Genomic DNA, 16301 nt, shown 5'->3' on the forward strand with positions numbered 1-16301 from the left:
CCTCGGAAGCTCCGCGAGCCGACCCGCCCTCGGTTTCCGGCCATGCGATGTCCGCTTCATGGCGCCATCAGGCGCCCGGCCGCTGTTGCGTGCCCTTCTGTCGCGACGCTTCTGCACCCGCGATGCCCACGACGACGCATGCAAAGCTTTTGCGGACGACCTGCGGCGCTTGCGCGCGGCAAGCTCTGGCCTCTCATGCCTCCTTCGGCCTATGCCTGTCAGCCCGCGGACATGACCCAGCAACCGAAAGGGAGATTTCCATGCGACTGGTCCGATTCGGCGAATCCGGGGTGGAGAAGCCCGGCCTGATCGACGCCGATAACACCTTGCGCGACCTGTCGGGCGAGATCGACGACATCGCGGGCGCCGTGCTGTCGCGCGCCGGCCTCGAGAAGCTGCGCGCCTTGGACCCGAAGAGCCTGCCCAAGACCGATCCGAGCCACCGCTTGGGCCCCCCGGTCGCGGGCACGCGCAACTTCGTCGCCGTCGGGCGCAACTATGCCGAACACGCGGCCGAGACCGGCTCGGACGTGCCGACCGAGCCGCTTCTCTTCAACAAGGCGGTGTCCTCGATCGCCGGCCCTCGCGACGGCGTCGTGATCCCCAAGGGCTCCTCCAAGGTCGACTGGGAGGTGGAGGTCGCCGTGGTGATCGGCGAGCGCTGCTATCAGGTCACCAAGGCGGAGGCGATGGATTACGTCGCCGGCTTCTGCCTGTGCAACGACGTGTCCGAACGCGCCTGGCAGAAGGATCGCGGCGGCCAGTGGATCAAGGGCAAGAGCGCGCCGGGCTTCGGCCCGCTCGGCCCCTGGCTGGTGACATCGGACGAGATCGAGGATCCGGCCGCCCTGGAGCTGTGGCTCGACGTCAACGGCCAGCGCATGCAGACCGGCACCACGGCCGACATGATCTTCGACTTCGCGACGATCGTCTCCTACGCGTCGGAATTCTTCGCGTTGGAGCCGGGCGATATCGTCACCACCGGCACGCCGCACGGGGTCGGCGCCGGCATGAAGCCGCCGGTCTTTCTGAAGGCCGGGGACATCGTCACCCTCGGCAATCCGAAGCTCGGCGAGCAGCGGCAGGTCTTCGCCGCGGCGGAGTAACCCGGTACGGCTGACGACAAAAGGGCCGGGCAAAAGGGCGGGGCGCACTGGAAGAGACGCGCCCTTCCCCTATTCCTTCTGCGCGTCGGGGCGGGCCGGAACAGCCGTCCGCCCGGCTTCTCGACTGGCAGCAGGAAGGTCCGCCCATGTCCCAGGCCGAAACCGAGCAGAAGCCGAAGAAGCGCGAGACGGCAGCCCGCAAGGCCGCTGCCGCAGCGTCCCTGGAACGCCTGCACCGCCTCAGCCCCGACCGCGTCGCGATCGAGGGCGTCGAGCCGGAGATCGACGGCGGCCGCTTCGCGGTGAAGCGCGTCGAGGGCGAACCGCTCACCGTCACCGCCGACATCTTCTCCGACGGCCACGAGATCATCGCCGCAGCGCTTCTCACGCGCGGTCGGGACGATGCGGGCTGGCGGGAAACGCCCTTCACCTTCGTCGCCAACGACCGCTGGGGCGCGACGGTCACGTTCGAAAAGCCCGGCCCCTACCGCTTCACCATCCTTGCCTGGCGCGACACGTTCGCGACCTGGGCGAGCGATACCAAGAAGAAGAAGGACGCGGGCGTCGACATCGCTCTGGAACTGCGCGAGGGAGCGATCCTTCTCGAAAAGGCATCGGGATCGGGCCGGGGCAGCAAGGACCAGCAGAAGGCCCTGAAGGCCCTGCGCGAGCGCATCGCCAAGCTCGCCGCCAAGGGCGACGGCGCAAGCGTCTACGCCGCCTTCGAGGAGGAGGCGACGATCGCCCTCCTGCGCGATGTCGGCCTTCGCGAGAACCTCTCGTCCTACGGTCGCGAGGTGCCGGTATGGGTGGACCGCGAGCGCGCGGCGTTCTCGTCCTGGTACGAACTGATGCCGCGCTCGCAGTCGGGCGACGTCAACCGCCACGGGACGTTCGACGACGTGATCGCGCGTCTGCCCGACATCCGCGAGATGGGCTTCGACGTCCTTTATTTCCCGCCGATCCACCCGATCGGCAAGACCAACCGCAAGGGCAAGAACAACAACGTCACGGCGCAGGAAGGCGAGCCCGGCAGCCCCTACGCGATCGGCTCACATGAGGGCGGCCACAAGGACCTCCACCCCCAGCTCGGCTCCTTCGCCGACTTCCAGCGCCTCGTGACGCGCGCGGCCGACCACGGGCTGGAGATCGCCATCGACTTCGCCATTCAATGCTCGCCCGACCACCCCTGGATCAAGCAGCATCCCGAATGGTTCGACTGGCGGCCGGACGGCTCGATCAAATATGCCGAGAACCCGCCCAAGAAGTACCAGGACATCGTCAACGTGGACTTCTACCGCGAGGGCGCGATCCCTTCGCTCTGGCAGGAGCTTCTGGACGTCGTCCTGTTCTGGCTGGACAAGGGCGTGCGCATCTTCCGCGTCGACAACCCCCACACCAAGCCCTTCCCCTTCTGGGAATGGCTGATCGCCGAGGTGCGGCTCGTGGATCCCGGCGCCGTGTTCCTGGCCGAGGCCTTCACGCGGCCCAAGCTCATGAAGCGCCTCGCCAAGGTCGGCTACAACCAGTCCTATTCCTACTTCACCTGGCGCAATCAGAAATGGGAACTGCGCGAGTATCTGACCGAGCTGACGCGGGAGGAGTGCGCCGAGTACATGCGGCCGAACTTCTTCGTCAACACGCCGGACATCAACCCGCTCTTCCTCCACACGAGCGGTCGTCCGGGCTTTCGTATCCGGCTCGCGCTGGCGGCGACGCTCGCCGGCAACTACGGCGTCTATTCGGGTTTCGAGCTCTGCGAATCCGAGCCGCTGGTGAAGGGCAAGGAGGAGTACAAGGACTCGGAGAAATACGAGATCCGCGCCTTCGACTGGAAGCGCGAAGGCAACATCCGGGACGACATCGCCTTCTTCAACCGCATCCGCCGCTCCGAACCCGCGCTCAAGGACTTCCGCAACCTCGAGTTCCTGAACTTCTGGAACGACAACGTCCTCTACTACGCCAAGCGCACGCCGGACCGCTCGTCCTACCTCCTCGTCATGGTGAGCCTCGACCCGCACAACCCGCAAGGGGGCCATTTCGAAGTGCCCCTCTGGGAACTCGGACTGGGGGACGAGGCTTCCATCACGGTCGAGGATCTCGTGGACGAGCGCACGTTCACCTGGACGGGCAAGATCCAGCACTGGTGGTTCCGCCCGGATGAGCGGCCCTACGCCGTATTCCGGATCTCCGCCTGATTCGAGCCCTTGCCGTCGCGCGAACACAGGGAAGCGAGAGTGCCAGCATGACCTCTTCATCCTCCAGTCCGGGCAGGACGCCGGTCGACGGCTTCGATGCGGCCTCGGTGCCGTCCGCCGCGCTGATCGAGTTCGCCGGACGCCAGCGCTGGTTCGCCGGGCGCTCCGAGCCGGTCGCGGGCGCGCGTTTCGAGCCGATCGCAGGATCGATCGGTGCGGCCGAACTCGGCGAACTGGTGGTCGCCATCGAGGACGGCGAGGCGCAACGCTACTTCCTGCCGCTCGTCGCGGCGCCGGAAGGGGCCGCCGCGCACAGCCTGGACGCCGGTCCGGCCGGCGGCCTTCTGGCGGATGCCGCGCGTGATCCGGCCTTCGCGGCGGCCGTGGTCGCCTGTCTCGCGAAGGGCGGCGAGGGAGAGGGCGCCCTCGTCGTCCATCGCAGCCAGGCCGCCGCCGAGCGTCTGGCCGCCGTCGCGGGCGTGCCGGCGTCCGAGATCAAGGTCCTGTCGGGCGAGCAGTCCAACACCTCGGTCGGCATCGGCCGCCTCGGCATCCTGAAATTCTACCGCCGCCTGCGCGACGGCGAGCAGCCGGAGCTGGAGGTCACCGCGTTCCTCACCGAGAAGACCGGCTTCACCGGCGCGCCGGCGCTCTACGGCTCGCTGGAGCTGCGCCGGCCGGACGGAAGCCACGCGGCGGTCGCCGCGCTGTTCGAGCGGGTCGCCAACCGGGGCGATGCCTGGGCCGTCGTGACCGACGACCTCGTGGCCGCCTTGTCCGGTGCTCCCGCGCCGGCGGAGACCTTCGACGCCGGCCGCACGCTCGGCCGGCGCACGGGCGAGATGCACGCCGCGCTGGCGACCCGCACCGGCGATCCCGCCTTCGACCCGGAAGCCCTCGACGCCGCTTCGCTTCAGAAGATCGTCGCCGAGGCGCGGCATGAAGCCGGCGAGGCGTTGGACGTCCTCGCCCGCGAAGCCGAGCGCAGCCCGGAGCTGAAGGGCGAGATCGACCGGCTTCTGGCTGCGCGCGCCGAGATCGACGGCTGGTTCGCGGGCTTCACGGCGGTTCCGAGCGGTGGTTGGCGCACGCGCATTCACGGCGACTACCATCTCGGCCAGGTTCTGGTGTCGGGCGAGGACGCGGTGATCCTCGACTTCGAGGGCGAGCCCGGCCGGCCGCTCAACGAGCGCCGCGCCAAGACCTCGCCGCTGCGCGACGTCGCGGGCATGCTGCGATCCTTCGACTACGCCGCCTTCGCCGCGCGCGACCGTCTCGGAGCGGAAGCGGGCGAAGCGGCGCGCGAGGCGGCCGATGCCTGGGCCGCGCGGACGAGCGCGGATTTCCTCAAGGCCTGGGAGGCGGCCAGCGGCGTGTCCCTGGTGGACGAGGCGAACCGCAGGCTCCTCGATCTCTTCGTGCTGCAGAAGGCCTTCTACGAACTGCGCTACGAGGCGGCCATGCGGCCCGCGTGGCTGTCCATCCCCCTCCGGGGCATCGTTTCCCTTCTCGAAAAGCGTCAGGTCGTCCGATGAGCCAGACTGAAACCTCTCCCTCGACCGCGCCGTCCGGCGTCGACCACGGGCTGCATGGCGACGAAGCCCGGGCGCTGGGCGTCGGCCGCCACGAGAATCCGTTCGCGGTGCTCGGCATCCACCGCGCCGAAGGGGGCGCGGTGATCCGCGCCATGCGCCCCGGCGCCGAGCGCGCCGAGGTGATCGACACGTCCGGCAACGTGCTGGGGGCGCTCGAGCGCGGCGAGGTGGACGGCCTCTTCTCGGGCTTCATCGCCGGTGACGTGCCGACCCACCGTTTCCGCTTCGGCCATGGCGACGTGACCTGGGAGGAGGACGACCCCTACCGCTTCGGCACGCTCCTCTCCGACTTCGACGCCTATCTTCTGGCCGAAGGGCGCCACTACAAGCTTTACGAGAAGCTCGGCGCGCATCCCCGCGAAATGGACGGGGTGAAGGGTGTGGCCTTCGCCGTCTGGGCGCCGGACGCGCGGCGCATCTCGGTGGTCGGCAACTTCAACGCCTGGGACGGGCGCCGCCACGTCATGCGCAAGCGCCTTGATACCGGCGTCTTTGAGATCTTCATTCCCGGCCTTCAGCGTGGCGAGGTCTATAAATACGAGATCATCGGCAAGCACGGCGAGGTCCTGCCCTTGAAGGCCGACCCGGTCGGCTTCCGCCAGGAACTCGCGCCCTCCACCGCCTCGATCGTGGACGGCCTCGTCGAGCACGAGTGGAACGACGACGCGTTTCGGGCCAAGCCGCAGGACTGGCAGGGCCGCGAGAAGCCGGTCTCGATCTACGAGGTGCATCTCGGCTCGTGGAAGCGGGGCGAGGGCGACACGTTCCTCGACTACGACGCGCTGGCCGTCGAACTCACCGCCTATGTGAAGGACATGGGCTTCACCCATGTCGAGTTCATGCCGGTCTCCGAGCATCCGTTCTACGGTTCCTGGGGCTATCAGCCGATCGGCCTCTACGCCCCGACCGCGCGCTTCGGCGATCCGGCCGGCTTCGCCCGTCTGGTCGATGCGCTGCATCAGGCCGACATCGGCGTCCTTCTCGACTGGGTGCCCGGCCATTTCCCGACCGACGTCCACGGCCTCGGCCGCTTCGACGGCACGGCGCTCTACGAGCATGCCGACCCGCGCCGCGGCTTCCACAAGGACTGGAATACGCTGATCTACGACTACGGCCGGACGGAGGTGAAGAACTACCTCGTCGCCAACGGGCTCTACTGGCTCGACCGCTTCCATGTCGACGGTCTGCGCGTCGATGCGGTCGCCTCGATGCTCTACCTCGACTATTCGCGCAGCCACGGCGAATGGGAGCCCAACATCCATGGCGGGCGCGAGAACCTCGAGGCCATGGCCTTCCTGAAGGAGACCAACGAGCAGGTCGGGGGGCAGTATCCGAACGCCTCGACCCATGCCGAGGAGTCCACCGCCTTCCCCGACGTGTCGCGCCCGACCTATGCCGGCGGTCTCGGCTTCCACTTCAAGTGGAACATGGGCTGGATGCACGACACCCTGCATTTCATGCAGGAGGACCCGATCAACCGCAAATACCACATGCACCACATGACCTTCGGCATGGTGTATGCGTATTCGGAGAACTTCGTCCTGCCGCTTTCCCACGACGAGGTGGTCTACGGAAAGGGCTCGATCCTCGGCAAGATGCCGGGCGACTGGTGGCAGAAGTTCGCCAACCTCCGGGCCTATTACGGCTTCATGTGGACGCATCCCGGCAAGAAGCTGCTCTTCATGGGCGGCGAGTTCGGCCAGGCGGCGGAATGGAACCACGACCAGTCGCTCGACTGGCACCTCCTCCAGTATCGCGAGCACGAAGGCGTGCAGCGCCTGATCCGCGACCTCAACGCGCTCTACCGCAGCACGCCCGCGCTCTACGAGAACGACTGCGACCCGCACGGCTTCGAATGGGTCGACACGTCCAACGTCGACCAGTCGATCCTGTCGTTCCTGCGCAAGGACAAGCACGGCGGCGCGGCGCTGGTGGTCTGCAATTTCACGCCCAACGTCCATCACGGCTATCGCATCGGCGTGCCGCACGGCGGCTTCTGGGCCGAGGCGATGAACACGGACGCCGAGATCTACGGCGGGTCGAACGTCGGCAACATGGGCGGCAAGGAGGCGGAGGAGATCCACGCCAACGGCCGGCCGTTCTCGCTGTCCTTGAGCCTGCCGCCGCTCTCGACGGTGGTGCTGGTGCCGCGAGAGGGCTGACGCGTCAGGCGGCCAGCGCCGTCTCCTGCTCGACGCGGTTGCGGCCGAGCCGCTTGGCCAGATAGAGCGCCCGGTCGGCGGCGGCCATGGTCGCCTCGTAGCTTCGTTCCATGCTGGAGGCGACGCCGATGCTGACCGTCACCGTCGTGGGGCCGTTCTTGGCTGCGGCGGCCGCCTGGTGGAAGCGCTGGCGCAGGCGATCGGCCATGTTGTGGCCTTCGCGCATGTCGCAGGCGGGGATGAAGGCGGCGAACTCCTCGCCGCCGAGCCGCCCGATGATGGCCGCCGACTTCATCTCGCTTTCGGCGACGCGGGCGAAGAGACGCAGCACCTCGTCGCCCGTCTGGTGGCCGTAGGTGTCGTTGACGGCCTTGAAGTGATCGAGGTCGCAAAGGAGCATGATCCCGGCCGGCGCCCCGGCCTCCGTGGCCGCGTTGACCTGCCGGGTGAAGCTGCGGCGGTTGGCCAGGCCGGTGAGAAAGTCCGTCTGCGAAGCCGCGAGGAGCCGGTTCTCCCCTTCCTCCCGAACCATGGCGAGGAGCGCGATCGGCGCGGCTACGGCATAGAGCACGCCTTCTCCCATCGTGATCAGCGCGAACAACTGGATGAAGGCCGCATCGGCCTGGCTGTCGAGCATCGGCATGGCGATCACGCGCGACATGTAGAGCGCGCCGTGAATGGCGAAGATCGCGATGGCCAGCGGGCGCGAGCGCAAGGGCGCGAGCGAGGGCGCGAGGAGTGCGGTGATGCCGGCGAACTGGATGGTCGCGATCACCAGAGAGGCCATGGCGTGCCATATCGGGAGCGGCAGATTCGGACCGACCCAGAGCCAGAGCAGGGCACCCCCGACGACCGGAAGGGCGGGCGGCGCGACGGATCGGCCGCCGATCTTCGAGATGCCGGAGACCATCAGCCCGTAGCCGGCGAAGAGGCAGAGATTGGACAGGCCGGATCCCAGAATTGCCGGGATGCTCTCGCGCCATGAGACGAGGACCGTTCCAAAAAACAGGAGGAGATAGGCAAGAGCCCAGACGCGCAGGACCCCCTTGCGACGTTCGTTGAACAGGCTTTCACCGAAGGCCAGGGCGCTCGCCACGCACAGGACGGCGCCGCACAGCACGTATATCGTGAACAGATCGACCTGCATGGAACCACAGCCCTCAGCTTCGGGCCGGACTCTGCGCGCGCACGGCACAATGAATCGTTTAGGGGGTCCCGGAGAACGCGCGATCGATCCGCGCGTCCTTAAGGAAGCGTTAGCGGGCCGGGGCGCCGTCGTCCGGCTTCACGGGCACCATGTCCACCGCGTGACGATGGCGCTGCGGACCGGCGGTGATCAGAACCCCGTCGATCGGCGCGACGTCGGCATAGTCGCGCCCGAGCGCGACGAGGACATGGTCGTCGCCGGCTAGGCACCCGTTGGTCGGGTCGAAGCCGATCCAGCCTTCGTCCGGGCCGGTCCAGACCTCGACCCAGGCATGCATGGCGTCGGCGCCCTCAAGGCGCGGCCGGCCGGGCGGCGGCTCGGTGCGCAGGAAGCCGCTGGCATAGGCGGCGGGGATGCCGCAGCCGCGCAGCCCCGCGATCATCATGTGGGAGAAGTCCTGGCAGACGCCGCGCCGCGTGGCGAAGGTCTCCTCGACACCCGTCCCCACGGACGACACGCCGGCCTCGAAGCGGAAGTCCGCCCGGATGCGTCGGGCCAGCGCCAGGAGGGAGAGGCCGATCGGCGCGTCGGCGTCCAGCGTCTCGGCGACATAGGCGGCGACGGCCGGGGAGGGCGCGACGAGATGGCCGGCGCCGCCGAAATGGACCGGGCTGCCGCCGTCCGGGTCGCGGCTCCCGGCCACGAGGCGGCGGATGGCGGCGGGCGGCGGCGTCCGCTCGAGGCGCGGCGCCCGGCGCTCCACCAGGACGCGCGTCGTCAGCTCGATGCGCAGCTCGTCGTGCGGACGGGGCAGGAGGAGGTGGGCCGTCCGGTTGCCGAAGAAGTCGGCTTCCTCGTGCAGCTCTCCGGGCGCCGGCTCGACGCCGAGGCGGCGCGCGAGGACGCGCTGGCCGCGATCCTCCCGCGGCTCGACGCGCAGGATGTGGCGGGCGTCCTTCACCAGTCCGGGATAGTGGTAGGCGATCAGGAGACGGATGTCGTAGATCACGAAAGGGCCTATTCGCTGCCGAAACGCTCGATCGCGCCCTCGGGCGCGACGGCGAAGTAGCGTTCCGACAGAAGGTCGGAAATGTCGCGCAGGTCCTGCGCCACGCGCCGCAGGAAGGCCGGCGTCACCTCCGCCGGGGTTGCGGTTTCCAGGCGCACGTCGAGACGCGCGATACGGCGGGCGCCGCCGTCGAGGCTTTCGCCCGCATGGATGCCGGGCAGGTCGGCCATGGTCCGACGCACGGCGGCCACCTGATAGGCGACGGAGCGCGGGTTGAGCGGATCGAGGATTCCGAGATCCAGCACCGTCTCGCCCTGGAGTTCGACGGAGAAGCGGCGGCGATAGGTGAGGCGGCTGTCGGTGAATTCGAGCAGCGCTTCGAGAACGCCTTCGCCGCCGGCGGCCAGGAAGTCGGCGCAGGCGGCGGCGGTCCCTTCGCCGCGCTCGATCCGCCGCCCGCACTGGAGAAAGCGCCAGCCGGAGAACTGGTACATGTTCTCTTCGACGAGGCCGGAGAAGCCGGCAAGGCGGGTGAGGAGCCGGCCGGCGAGGCTCGGGTGATCGACGGGGGCCGCTTCCCGCCGCGCTTCGCCGAGTAGGTCGGCGACCTCCGCCAGAACCCGCCAGGCATCGGGCGAGAAGCGGTCGCGGATGCGCGAGGCGATGTCGAAGGCCGAGCGGGCGATCCGGTGGAGACCGGCGAGCGGATCGTCGGCCGTAACCCCGGACCGTGTCAGAAGGGCACGGCGCGCGACATCGACGGGGGTCTCGCGCTCCTCGGCGCCCCGCTCCAGTGTGGCGCGCCAGAGGCGGATCGCGATCTCCGTCCGCTCGGCGCTGCGGCCCAGCCAGAAGAGGTTGTCGGCCGCGCGCGCCGGGAGCGAGCCCGGCAGGCGGCGGCGGAAGGTGTTTCCCGGCGACAGAAGCGTGATCGGCGCATCCGGCTCGTCACCGGGAATCCAGACGTCCATCGACCGCCCGCCGGTGCCGATCGCCGGCACTGCGTCGCCGGGCGCGTTGGAGGCGCGGGCGAAACCGCCGGGCATGACCTCCCATCCCGTCGCGGACTGGGACAGGAAGACGCGCAGTGTGACCGGCCGGGCGACGAACACACCGTCCGATTCCATCGGAACGCAGGAAAGCGGCGGAACCCGGCGCGCGACGAGATGGACCGCGTCGTCCGGTGTGCAGGGCAGATCGAGATCGGACGGGGACAGACCGGCCTGTCCGGGAAAGGCGGGACCGAGCTTCCAGTCGCCGTCGGATCGCGCCTCGGCGTGACCCCCGGCATCGCCGCACCAGAGCGTGTCGACCGAAGGGAGCGCCAGCCGCTCGCCGAGCAGCCGTTCGGCCATCGCGCCCTCGAAGGCGGCGAAAGCGGGGGTTTCGAGGATGCCGGAGCCGAGTGCGTTGACGAGGTCGAGATGGCCCGCGCGCACGGCGCGCAGGAGGCCCGGCGTGCCGATCCGCGATTGCGACAGGAGTTCCAGCGGGTCGGCATAGTCGGCGTCGAGACGCCGCCACAGGACGGAGACGGGCTTCAGCCCCTCCACGGTGCGCAGCTTCGCCTCGTCGCCCTGCACCACGAGGTCGCCGCCCTCCAGGAGATGGAAGCCGAGATAGCGGGCGAGATAGGCGTGCTCGAAATAGGTCTCGTTGAACGGGCCGGGCGTCAGGAGGCCGATCCGGGCGCCTTCCTGGTCGTTGAGCGCCTCCAGCGCTTCCCGGAACCGGGCGAAGAAGCCGGCAAGACGGCGCAGGTGGAGCTGGCGGGCAAGGTCCGGCAGGGCGCGGGCGGTGGCGACCCGGTTCTCCAGGGCGAAGCCGGCGCCGGACGGCGCCTGCGCCCGGTCTCCGAGGACGCGCCAGCTGCCGTCCGGCCCGCGGCCGAGATCCACCGCGATGAAGCGGACGAGCGACTTGCCCGACAGTCCTTGGTTTGCCAGTGGCCGAAGGAACTCCGGATTGTGGCCGAGGAGGCGGGCCGGCAGGACGCCCTCGCGGACCAGCGAACGCGGGCCATAGAGGTCGGCGATCAGCCGCTCGAGATAGGTCGCGCGCTGCACCAGCGCGCGCTCCAAGGTGCGCCACTCGCCGGGGTCGATGACGAAGGGCGGGAAGGCGAGGGGCCAGAGGCGAGCGCCGCCGTCCTCGCCGGCGCGGTAGTAGACGCCGGCCTCCCGCAGGTACTGCTCGGCCGTTGCGAACCGCGCTTCGCGCTCTGGCCGCGTGAGTTCGCCGAGCGCCTCCATGACCGGCCGATAGGCGGGGCGAAGGCGGCCGTCCGGAGTGGCCATCTCGTCGAAGGCGCCGGGCAGGGGGCGCCAGGGCGGCCCGCTGTCGGACGTCCGCACGCCTTGCGACTGCGACTGCCGCTGGGACGCGTCAGAGCGCAAGGAAGGCCGGCCGCCGGAGGTCGAGCGTCGTCGGGAAGCTCGGATCGGGGATTTCGGGCGCCGGGCGGAAACCGCCCGGCGTGTGGCCGATGTCCTCGAAGCGGGCCAGACGCCGCGCCTCGGCCTCGTAGGCGTTGACGGGGAACGTGTCGTAGTTGCGCCCGCCGGGATGGGCGACGTGGTAGACGCAGCCGCCGAGCGAGCGGTTCGACCAGCGGTCGAAGATGTCGAAGGTCAGCGGCGCGTGGACGGGGATCGTCGGGTGGAGGCCGGACGCCGGCTGCCAAGCCTTGAAGCGCACGCCGCCGACCGCCGTGCCGCCGTCGATGCCGGGGGCGAGGGGAACCGGCCGCCGGTTGCAGGTGACGGTGTGGCGCGACGGATCGTAGCCCGACAGCTTCACCTGCAGGCGCTCGACGGAGGAGTCCACGAAGCGCACCGTGCCGCCGATCGCGCCCGTCTCGCCCATGACGTGCCAGGGCTCCAGCGCCTGGCGGATTTCCAGCGAGACGCCGCCCTCGCGCTCGACCTTGCCGCAGAAGGGGAAGCGGAACTCCCATTGCGCCTCGAACCATTCGGAGCGGACGGGATAGCCCTCGGCCCCAAGTTCGCCGAGGACGGCGAGGAAGTCGGCCCAAATGAACTCGGGCAGCATGAAGCGGTCGTGGAGCTGCGTGCCCCAGCGCGCGAAGCGGCCCGAAAGGGGGCGGCGCCAGAAGGCGGCGACCATGGCGCGGATCAGGAGCTGCTGGGCGAGACTCATGCGCGCGTCCGGCGGCATCTCGAAGCCGCGGAACTCGACGAGGCCGAGCCGGCCCGTCGGGCCATCGGGCGAATACAGCTTGTCGATGCAGATCTCGGAGCGGTGGGTGTTGCCGGTCACGTCTACCAGGAGGTTGCGGAACAGACGGTCCACCAGCCAGGGCGGCGGGGGCGCGCCCTCGCCGGGGCCGGGCACCTGCGCCATGGCGATCTCCAGCTCGTAGAGCTGGTCGTGGCGGGCCTCGTCGATGCGCGGCGCTTGGCTCGTCGGTCCGACGAAGAGGCCGGAGAAGAGATAGGAGAGCGACGGGTGGCGCTGCCATTGCAGCACCAGCGACTTCAGAAGGTCCGGGCGGCGCAGGAAGGGCGAGTCGGCCGGCGTCGCGCCGCCGACGACGACATGGTTGCCGCCGCCCGTTCCGGCATGGCGCCCGTCCACCATGAACTTGTCGGTGCCGAGCCGCGACTGGCGCGCCGCGTCATAGACCGCCGTCGTGATCTCGACGGCTTCGCTCCAGGAGCGAGCCGGATGGACGTTGACCTCGATGACGCCGGGATCGGGCGCAACGCGCACGACGTCGAGCCGGGGGTCGAAGGGCGGCGGGTAACCCTCGATGCGGACCGGCTGGCCGAGCGCCCGTGCGGCGTCTTCGACGGCCGCGAGAAGGTCCAGATAGGCCTCGACCGTTTCGAGCGGCGGCATGAAGACGTGGAGGATCCCGTCGCGCGGCTCGATGCCGAGCGCGGTGCGCACGGAGCCGCCGATCTCGCCCTGCGCGGAGGCTTCGGGCGGATTCCAGACCGGCGCTGGATCCTGCTTCTCGATGCGAGCTTGGACCTGGCCGAGGGCCTCCGGCTCGGGAAGCGGCGGAAAGGACTGTTGCGGGTCGGCGGGATGGGTGTAGGGGTAGCGGCCCGGCGGGAGATAGGCGAGCGAGGCGAGCGGCAGGCGGTAGCCCATGGCGCTGTCGCCCGGCACCAGGAAGACGTGGCCGCGCCGCGTCGACCAGCGCTCCGACATCCAGCGCGAGGGCAGCGCCTGCCAGGCCTGCACCGGCAGGACCATGCCGACCGGCCTCCCCAAGCCCCGGTCGAAGACCTTGGCGATGCGCGAGCGCTCCTCCGCGTCGTCGAGGCGGGAATCGCCGGGTGTCACGTTCTCGGGCAACTGCGCCTCGCGGGCCAGCCAGTAGGACGGGTCCTCGAAGGTCGGCAGCGCGTTGGCCGGGTCGATCGCCAGCCGCTCGGCGACGCCGCGGATCAGCGTTTCGGCGCCCTCGACGGTGGCGCCCGCCGGCGGCGCCCCGTCGGCGGCGAGCAAGGCGGGATCGCGCCAGATCGGCTTGCCGTCGCGCCGCCAGTAGATCGAATAGGTCCAGCGCGGCAGCGATTCGCCGGGATACCACTTGCCCTGGCCGTGATGGAGGAAGCCGCCCGGCGCGAAGCGCGCCTGGAGGCGGCGGAGGAGGCCGTCGGCGAGGCCCGCCTTCTTCGGACCCGTCGCCTCGGCGTTCCATTCCTCGCTCTCGAAATCGTCGATGGAGACGAAGGTCGGCTCGCCGCCCATGGTGAGGCGCACGTCCATCGCCTCGAGATCGGCATCGACCGCCCGGCCGAGGGCGTCCAGCGCCTCCCAGCTCTCGTCGGAGAAGGGCTTGGAGACGCGCGGCGCCTCCGACATGCGGGTCACGCTCATGTCGAAGTCGAACTCGACCTCGGCGGGGTCGACGCCGCCGACGATGGGGGCAGCCGAGCGGTAATGCGGCGTTGCCGCCAGCGGCACGTGGCTCTCGCCGGTCATCAGGCCCGAGGTCGGGTCGAAGCCGATCCAGCCGGCGCCGGGCACGTAGACCTCGACCCAGGCATGGAGGTCGCAGAAGTCGTAGGCCGTGCCGGCGGGGCCGTCGAGGGCCACCAGGTCGGGCTTGAGCTGGATCAGGTAGCCCGACACGAAGCGGGCGGCGAGCCCGAGATGCCGACAGGCCTGGACCAGGAGCCAGGAGGAATCGCGGCAGGAGCCCGACGCCTTCTCCAGCGTCTCCTCCGGCGTCTGGACGCCCGGCTCCATGCGGATCGTGTAGTCGATCGCCTCCTCGACGCGGCGGTTCAGCGCGACCAGGAAGTCGATCGTGCGCGTCGGGCTGCGGTCCACCGAATGGAGGAAGGACTGGAGGCGCGGCCCCGCCGCTTCCGTCTGAAGATAGGGCTTGAGGTCGGTGGCCAGATCGTCGCCGTAGGCGAAGGGATAGGTCTCCGCCCAGGGTTCGACGAAGAAGTCGAACGGGTTGTAGACCGTCATGTCGGCGAGGAGGTCGACCTCGATGCGCAGCTCGCGCGCCTTTTCGGGGAAGACGACGCGCGCCAGCCAGTTGCCGAACGGGTCCTGCTGCCAGTTGATGAAGTGGCCGGCCGGCTCGATCTTCAGCGAATAGGCCGGCGTGCGGGTGCGCGAATGGGGAGCGGGCCGGAGCCGGATCGTCTGCGGCCCCAAGGTGACCGGCCGGTCGTATCGATAGTGGGTCAGGTGACGGAGCGCAGCGAGGATCGGCATCGGTTCCCGGACATGGCTGGTGGATTCGACCGTCCGCCAGTCTATGCAAAGCCCGCGCCCTCTGGAACTGCTGCAATGCGGCAGATTTCGATTTCACCGGCGATTCCCTCTCTTCCGGTCGCGGGAACCCTTTGTGCGCGACCGTGTTACCGCGCCACACAACCGCCCCGCCCGACATCGGGCGCCGCGAGGGATCGACATGAAGCTGTTTTCCTGCCCGTCCTGCGATCAGGTCGTGTTCTTCAACAACGTGCTGTGCGAGCGCTGCGGTCATGCGCTGGGCTATGAGCCGCGCGCCAACCGCGTCCTGGCGCTGGAGCCGACGGGCACCGACTTCGTCTCGGTCGGGCGCGGCAGCGACGGCTCGCACTGGCGCTACTGCGACAACTACCAGTACGGCGTCTGCAACTGGCTGGTGCCGGCCGACAGCGAGGAACTGCTCTGCCTCGCCGACCGGCACAACATGATGGTGCCGGACCTGTCGAACCCCGACAACCAGGCGCTCTGGGCCAAGATGGAGGCGGCCAAGCACCGGCTCTTCTACACGCTCCTGCGGCTCCGGCTGCCGCTCTACACGCGCGCCGAGTACCCGGAAGGCCTCGGCTTCAAGTTCCTCGCCGACGACCCGGCGACGGGCGAGAAGGTGATGACCGGCCATGCCGACGGCGTCATCACCGTGGCGCTGGCGGAAGCCGACGACGCCGAGCGCGAGAAGCGCCGCACGGCCATGGGCGAGCCCTACCGCACGCTGCTCGGCCATTTCCGTCACGAGGTCGGCCACTGGTACTGGGACATCCTGGTGCGCGACGGCGGCGCGCTGGACGAATGCCGCGCCCTGTTCGGCGACGACAGCCAGGACTACGGCGAGGCTCTCAAGACCCACTATGCCAACGGGCCGAAGCCCAACTGGCAGGAGGAATACGTCTCGTCCTATGCCGCGGTGCACCCGTGGGAGGACTTCGCCGAGACCTGGGCGCACTATCTCCACATCGTGGATTCGCTGGAGGTCGCCGGATCCTGGGGCATGACCATCCACCCGCGGCTCGACCGGGACGGCATCCTGACGACGGATCTCGACTTCAAGGTCTACGACGACGCCACCACGATCGAAGAGATCAACGACGGCTGGCTGGCGGTCAGTCAGGCGCTGAACTCGATGAACCGCGCCATGGGCCTGCAGGACCTCTACCCCTTCGTGCTGTCGCCGACGGTGGTCGCCAAGCTCGGCTTCATCCACGACCTCGTCCACGGCCGGGTCGGCCATGCCGCCCGTCCCGCCGAGCGGGCGGCGCCGGTCGTGACGCAGGCGGGCGGCGCGGCGGCATCGGCCGAGCAGCCGGCGGCCGCCTGATCCGGCGCAGCCGGCTGCGGCATC

Annotated in this window: 9 protein-coding genes; 5 read left to right on the top strand and 4 right to left on the bottom strand. The window is 69.5% G+C overall.

Going from position 1 to position 16301, the window contains the following annotated elements:
* Nucleotides 1-260 precede the first annotated feature (260 nt).
* From O5O54_RS12200 to glgB, 4 genes are all read left to right on the top strand, one after another.
* Nucleotides 261-1106 carry a fumarylacetoacetate hydrolase family protein gene (locus O5O54_RS12200; protein ID WP_279482052.1) on the top strand — a complete coding sequence of 282 codons (846 nt, stop codon included), beginning with the start codon at nt 261-263 and terminating at the stop codon, nt 1104-1106.
* A gap of 146 nt (nt 1107-1252) precedes the next feature.
* Nucleotides 1253-3304, top strand: coding sequence for an alpha-1,4-glucan--maltose-1-phosphate maltosyltransferase (locus tag O5O54_RS12205; RefSeq protein ID WP_279482053.1), 2052 nt, complete (start codon nt 1253-1255; stop codon nt 3302-3304).
* A 47-nt stretch (nt 3305-3351) separates the two neighbouring features.
* Nucleotides 3352-4839, top strand: a complete 1488-nt coding sequence (locus O5O54_RS12210; RefSeq protein ID WP_279482054.1) for a phosphotransferase — start codon at nt 3352-3354, stop codon at nt 4837-4839.
* Nucleotides 4836-7061, top strand: a complete 2226-nt coding sequence (gene glgB / locus O5O54_RS12215; RefSeq protein WP_279482055.1) for a 1,4-alpha-glucan branching protein GlgB — start codon at nt 4836-4838, stop codon at nt 7059-7061. The genes O5O54_RS12210 and glgB overlap by 4 nt, the downstream gene beginning before the upstream one ends.
* A 4-nt stretch (nt 7062-7065) precedes the next feature.
* On the opposite strand, the gene O5O54_RS12220 is transcribed toward glgB, so the two are convergent.
* The 4 genes from O5O54_RS12220 to O5O54_RS12235 all read right to left on the bottom strand — a co-directional run bounded on the left by O5O54_RS12220 (nt 7066) and on the right by O5O54_RS12235 (nt 14926).
* Entirely contained in the window at nt 7066-8208 is a 1143-nt protein-coding gene (locus O5O54_RS12220) for a GGDEF domain-containing protein (RefSeq protein ID WP_279482056.1), read from the bottom strand.
* Between the two features lie 109 nt (nt 8209-8317).
* Nucleotides 8318-9217 carry a transglutaminase family protein gene (locus O5O54_RS12225; RefSeq protein ID WP_279482057.1) on the bottom strand — a complete coding sequence of 300 codons (900 nt, stop codon included), beginning with the start codon at nt 9215-9217 and terminating at the stop codon, nt 8318-8320.
* An 8-nt stretch (nt 9218-9225) separates the two neighbouring features.
* The gene (locus tag O5O54_RS12230; protein ID WP_279482058.1) at nt 9226-11613 is read right to left on the bottom strand and encodes a circularly permuted type 2 ATP-grasp protein; all 2388 of its coding nucleotides are present in this window, start codon (nt 11611-11613) and stop codon (nt 9226-9228) included.
* A complete protein-coding gene (locus O5O54_RS12235; RefSeq protein ID WP_279482059.1) occupies nt 11603-14926 on the bottom strand; it encodes a transglutaminase family protein in 3324 nt (1107 codons plus the stop codon). Before O5O54_RS12235 ends, O5O54_RS12230 begins: the two co-directional genes overlap by 11 nt.
* A 199-nt stretch (nt 14927-15125) precedes the next feature.
* Here O5O54_RS12235 and O5O54_RS12240 point away from each other — a divergent pair, with 199 nt between their 5' ends.
* Nucleotides 15126-16277, top strand: a complete 1152-nt coding sequence (locus O5O54_RS12240; protein WP_279482060.1) for a putative zinc-binding peptidase — start codon at nt 15126-15128, stop codon at nt 16275-16277.
* Nucleotides 16278-16301 lie beyond the last annotated feature (24 nt).

Origin of the sequence: Aureimonas sp. SK2, assembly GCF_029813115.1 — a bacterium.
Classification (GTDB): domain Bacteria; phylum Pseudomonadota; class Alphaproteobacteria; order Rhizobiales; family Rhizobiaceae; genus Aureimonas.